Annotated in this window: 4 protein-coding genes and 3 pseudogenes; 6 read left to right on the top strand and 1 reads right to left on the bottom strand. The window is 51.3% G+C overall.

Annotated elements, in window-relative coordinates; genetic code table 11:
• Positions 1-373: pseudogene (locus tag BFF42_RS10595) on the top strand (IS1-like element IS1X2 family transposase); the annotation flags it as partial.
• A 55-nt stretch (positions 374-428) separates the two neighbouring features.
• Here the strand turns inward: BFF42_RS10595 and BFF42_RS10590 are convergent.
• On the bottom strand, positions 429-608 hold the full coding sequence (locus BFF42_RS10590) for a YoaH family protein (protein WP_000457334.1): 180 nt from the start codon (positions 606-608) through the stop codon (positions 429-431).
• A gap of 73 nt (positions 609-681) precedes the next feature.
• Here BFF42_RS10590 and pabB point away from each other — a divergent pair, with 73 nt between their 5' ends.
• The 5 genes and pseudogenes from pabB to BFF42_RS10565 all read left to right on the top strand — a co-directional run.
• The gene (pabB, locus tag BFF42_RS10585; protein WP_000855021.1) at positions 682-2,043 is read left to right on the top strand and encodes an aminodeoxychorismate synthase component 1; all 1,362 of its coding nucleotides are present in this window, start codon (positions 682-684) and stop codon (positions 2,041-2,043) included.
• Positions 2,044-2,046: 3 nt separating this feature from the next.
• Positions 2,047-2,625 (top strand): CoA pyrophosphatase, encoded by a 579-nt coding sequence (locus BFF42_RS10580; protein WP_000456725.1) that lies wholly within the window; start codon positions 2,047-2,049, stop codon positions 2,623-2,625.
• A gap of 183 nt (positions 2,626-2,808) precedes the next feature.
• Entirely contained in the window at positions 2,809-4,173 is a 1,365-nt protein-coding gene (sdaA, locus tag BFF42_RS10575; RefSeq protein WP_000624286.1) for an L-serine ammonia-lyase, read from the top strand.
• 130 nt (positions 4,174-4,303) lie between these two features.
• Positions 4,304-5,062: pseudogene (locus tag BFF42_RS10570) on the top strand (CSS-motif domain-containing protein); the annotation flags it as partial.
• A gap of 62 nt (positions 5,063-5,124) precedes the next feature.
• Positions 5,125-5,475: pseudogene (locus tag BFF42_RS10565) on the top strand (transposase); the annotation flags it as partial.

The raw sequence follows: 5,475 nt of genomic DNA, 5'->3' as shown, positions 1-5,475 counted from the left end.
CGAACAGTGGGGCTACGTCGGTGCTAAATCACGTCAGCGCTGGCTGTTTTACGCGTATGACAGGATACGGAGGAGGGTTGTGGCGCACGTCTTCGGTGAACGCACTCTGGCCACACTGGAGCGTCTTCTGAGCCTGCTGTCGGCCTTTGAGGTCGTGGTATGGATGACGGATGGCTGGCCGCTGTATGAATCACGCCTGAAGGGAAAGCTGCACGTTATCAGCAAGCGTTACACTCAGCGCATTGAGCGACATAATCTGAATCTGAGACAACATCTGGCAAGGCTGGGACGGAAGTCACTGTCGTTCTCAAAATCGGTGGAGCTGCATGACAAGGTCATCGGGCATTATCTGAACATAAAACACTATCAGTAAGTTGGAGTCATTACCATCATCGGCTTCTATAACGAAATCGATACGGATTAGTGTGTTACTCGTCTTCATCCTCAAAACGCGCCACGATTCGCTCGCCGGAGTGGTTGGCACGCAGCTCTTCTGCCACCAGCGCGATTGCCTGGCCGCTGCTCATCCCTTGTGCCATCAGTTCCTGGATCCGCTCGACAGCTTTTTGCTGCTGTTCATGGGTGAGTGAAGGTAAACCTGCAAACATTGTTAACTCCTGCTAAATTGTTGGCGCTAATTATTTCATGCTACCCGGCACATAGCCAGTAGAGTCAGGACTGATGAAGACGTTATCTCCCGCTGTGATTACTTTACCCTGGCGTCAGGACGCCGCTGAATTTTATTTCTCCCGCTTAAGCCACCTGCCGTGGGCGATGCTTTTACACTCCGGCTATGCCGATCATCCGTATAGCCGCTTTGATATTGTGGTCGCCGAGCCGATTTGCACTTTAACCACTTTCGGTAAAGAAACCGTTGTTAGTGAAAGCGAAAAACGCACAACGACCACTGATGACCCGCTACAGGTGCTCCAGCAGGTGCTGGATCGCGCAGACATTCGCCCAACGCATAACGAAGATTTGCCATTTCAGGGCGGCGCACTGGGGTTGTTTGGCTACGATCTGGGCCGCCGTTTTGAGTCACTGCCAGAAATTGCGGAACAAGATATCGTTCTGCCGGATATGGCAGTGGGTATCTACGATTGGGCGCTCATTGTCGACCACCAGCGTCATACAGTTTCTTTGCTGAGTCATAATGATGTCAATGCCCGTCGGGCCTGGCTGGAAAGCCAGCAATTCTCGCCGCAGGAAGATTTCACGCTCACTTCCGACTGGCAATCCAATATGACCCGCGAGCAGTACGGCGAAAAATTTCGCCAGGTACAGGAATATCTGCACAGCGGTGATTGCTATCAGGTGAATCTCGCCCAGCGTTTTCATGCGACCTATTCTGGCGATGAATGGCAGGCATTCCTTCAGCTTAATCAGGCCAACCGCGCGCCATTTAGCGCTTTTTTACGTCTTGAACAGGGTGCAATTTTAAGCCTTTCGCCAGAGCGGTTTATTCTTTGTGATAATAGTGAAATCCAGACCCGCCCGATTAAAGGCACGCTACCACGCCTGCCCGATCCTCAGGAAGATAGCAAACAAGCAGAAAAACTGGCGAACTCAGCGAAAGATCGTGCCGAAAATCTGATGATTGTCGATTTAATGCGTAATGATATCGGTCGTGTTGCCGTAGCCGGTTCGGTAAAAGTACCAGAGCTCTTCGTGGTGGAACCCTTCCCTGCCGTGCATCATCTGGTCAGCACTATAACGGCGCGACTACCAGAACAGTTACACGCCAGCGATCTGCTGCGCGCAGCTTTTCCTGGTGGCTCAATAACCGGGGCTCCGAAAGTACGGGCTATGGAAATTATCGACGAACTGGAACCGCAGCGACGTAATGCCTGGTGCGGCAGCATTGGCTATTTGAGCTTTTGCGGCAACATGGATACCAGCATTACTATCCGCACGCTGACTGCCATTAACGGACAAATATACTGCTCTGCGGGCGGTGGAATTGTCGCCGATAGCCAGGAAGAAGCGGAATATCAGGAAACTTTTGATAAAGTTACTAAGATATTACGCCAACTGGAGAAGTAAGACGTGGAATACCGTAGCCTGACGCTTGATGATTTTTTATCTCGCTTTCAACTTTTGCGCCCGCAAATTAACCGGGAAACCCTAAATCATCGTCAGGCTGCCGTGTTAATCCCCATCGTCCGTCGACCGCAACCGGGGTTGTTGCTGACTCAGCGTTCAATTCATCTGCGTAAACACGCTGGACAAGTGGCATTCCCTGGAGGTGCAGTCGATGACACGGACGCATCAGTTATCGCCGCCGCGCTGCGCGAAGCTGAAGAAGAGGTCGCTATACCGCCTTCCGCCGTTGAAGTTATCGGCGTGCTGCCGCCCGTCGATAGCGTAACTGGCTATCAGGTAACCCCAGTGGTCGGCATTATCCCACCCGATCTGCCGTATCGCGCCAGTGAAGATGAAGTCTCGGCGGTGTTTGAAATGCCGCTCGCCCAGGCATTACATCTGGGTCGTTATCACCCTTTAGATATCTACCGCCGTGGCGATTCACATCGGGTATGGCTGTCCTGGTACGAACAGTATTTTGTATGGGGAATGACCGCAGGCATAATTCGTGAGCTGGCGCTGCAAATTGGTGTGAAACCCTGACTATACTTATCTTTACATCTACAAAACACTACTTGAGACAATCATCGCAATATTAGTTAAATCGCGGTTTTTGATTAGTTTAATTCATGTGAATAGTTAAGCCAGTCGCCGCGTTCCCTCTTACACTATGCGCTGTTATTAGTTCGTTACTGGAAGTCCAGTCACCTTGTCAGGAGTATTATCGTGATTAGTCTATTCGACATGTTTAAGGTGGGGATTGGTCCCTCATCTTCCCATACCGTAGGGCCTATGAAGGCGGGTAAACAGTTCGTCGATGATCTGGTCGAAAAAGGCTTACTGGATAGCGTTACTCGCGTTGCCGTGGACGTTTATGGTTCACTGTCGCTGACGGGTAAAGGCCACCACACCGATATCGCCATTATTATGGGTCTTGCAGGTAACGAACCTGCCACCGTGGATATCGACAGTATTCCCGGTTTTATTCGCGACGTAGAAGAGCACGAACGTCTGCTGCTGGCACAGGGACGGCATGAAGTGGATTTCCCGCGCGACAACGGGATGCGTTTTCATAACGGCAACCTGCCGCTGCATGAAAACGGTATGCAAATCCACGCCTATAACGGCGATGAAGTCGTCTACAGCAAAACTTATTATTCCATCGGCGGCGGTTTTATCGTCGATGAAGAACACTTTGGTCAGGATGCTGCCAACGAAGTAAGCGTGCCGTATCCGTTCAAATCTGCCACCGAACTGCTCGCGTACTGTAATGAAACCGGCTATTCGCTGTCAGGTCTCGCTATGCAGAACGAACTGGCGCTGCACAGCAAGAAAGAGATCGACGAGTATTTCGCGCATGTCTGGCAAACCATGCAGGCATGTATCGATCGCGGGATGAACACCGAAGGTGTACTGCCAGGCCCGCTGCGCGTGCCACGTCGTGCGTCTGCCCTGCGCCGGATGCTGGTTTCCAGCGATAAACTGTCTAACGATCCGATGAATGTCATTGACTGGGTAAACATGTTTGCGCTGGCAGTTAACGAAGAAAACGCCGCCGGTGGTCGTGTGGTAACTGCGCCAACCAACGGTGCCTGCGGTATCGTTCCGGCAGTGCTGGCTTACTATGACCACTTTATTGAATCGGTCAGCCCGGACATCTATACCCGTTACTTTATGGCAGCGGGCGCGATTGGTGCATTGTATAAAATGAACGCCTCTATTTCCGGTGCGGAAGTTGGTTGCCAGGGCGAAGTGGGTGTTGCCTGTTCAATGGCTGCTGCGGGTCTTGCAGAACTGCTGGGCGGTAGCCCGGAACAGGTTTGCGTGGCGGCGGAAATTGGCATGGAACACAACCTTGGTTTAACCTGCGACCCGGTTGCAGGGCAGGTTCAGGTGCCGTGCATTGAGCGTAATGCCATTGCCTCTGTGAAGGCGATTAACGCCGCACGGATGGCTCTGCGCCGCACCAGTGCACCGCGCGTCTCGCTGGATAAGGTCATCGAAACGATGTACGAAACCGGTAAGGACATGAACGCCAAATACCGCGAAACCTCACGCGGTGGTCTGGCAATCAAAGTCCAGTGTGACTAATACTTCTTACTCGCCCATCTGCAACGGATGGGCGAATTTATACCCGCTTTCTCGTCTGCTGTAATATTCCCCACTACACATCTACTGTTGCGTCAGGCGTTTGTCGCCATACGCTTACAGGGTGGCCCGCATGCAAAAAGCACAACGGATCATTAAAACCTATCGACGTAATCGAATGATTGTTTGTACGATTTGCGCACTCGTTACGCTCGCTTCGACCCTGAGCGTGCGATTTATTTCACAGCGTAACTTAAATCAACAACGGGTAGTACAATTCGCCAATCACGCTGTAGAGGAATTAGATAAAGTACTGCTTCCCCTACAGGCAGGTAGCGAAGTCTTGCTTCCGCTGATTGCCCTGCCCTGCTCTGTCGCCCATTTGCCATTACGTAAACAGGCGGCAAAACTCCAAACTGTGCGATCCATTGGCCTGGTGCAAGACGGCACACTCTATTGCTCCAGCATTTTTGGTTATCGCAATGTGCCCGTCGTGGACATTCTGGCTGAACTTCCTGCACCGCAACCACTTTTACGCCTGACGATCGACCGTGCCCTGATTAAAGGCAGTCCGGTTTTGATTCAATGGACGCCTGCAGCGGGCAGTAGCAATGCTGGGGTCATGGAGATGATTAACATCGACTTACTGACGGCAATGCTCCTTGAGCCACAACTGCAGCAAATCAGTAGCGCCAGCCTGACGGTGGACAAACGGCATTTGCTCTATGGTAATGGGCTGGTAGATTCCCTTCCGCAACCTGAAGACAATGAAAACTATCAGGTTTCTTCGCAACGCTTTCCTTTTACCATTAACGTTAATGGTCCGGGGGCTACGGCGCTGGCATGGCACTATCTTCCAACACAATTACCGCTGGCGGTGCTGCTAAGTTTGAGGTAGCCTGAGTTTAACGGACACTCCTTCCTGAAATAGAATGGCATCAGAAGGAGCTAATAATGAGCAGAAAAAACCAACGTTACTCTAAAGAGTTCAAAGCCGAAGCTGTCAGAACGGTTCTTGAAAATCAACTTTCGATCAGTGAAGGCGCTTCCCGATTATCCCTTCCTGAAGGCACTTTAGGACAATGGGTTACCGCCGCCAGAAAAGGGCTCGGTACTCCTGGTTCCCGCACGGTGGCTGAACTGGAATCTGAAATTCTGCAACTGCGTAAGGCGTTAAATGAAGCTCGCCTTGAGCGAGATATATTAAAAAAAGCAACAGCGTATTTTGCACAGGAGTCGCTGAAAAATACGCGTTAATCGAACAATGGCGACAACAATTTCCCATTGAAGCGATGTGTCAGGTAT

It is taken from the genome of Shigella sp. FC1661 (assembly GCF_001712525.1).
GTDB classification, from domain to species: domain Bacteria; phylum Pseudomonadota; class Gammaproteobacteria; order Enterobacterales; family Enterobacteriaceae; genus Escherichia; species Escherichia coli.
The sequence above is the reverse complement of the archived record's forward strand: the minus strand, read 5'-3'. Positions and strand labels throughout refer to the sequence as shown.

Excerpts from the sequence above, each read along its gene's own strand:
- pabB (WP_000855021.1), top strand. The coding sequence starts at position 682 with ATGAAGACGTTATCTCCCGCTGTGATTACTTTACCCTGGCGTCAGGAC.
- BFF42_RS10590 (WP_000457334.1), bottom strand. The coding sequence starts at position 608 with ATGTTTGCAGGTTTACCTTCACTCACCCATGAACAGCAGCAAAAAGCT.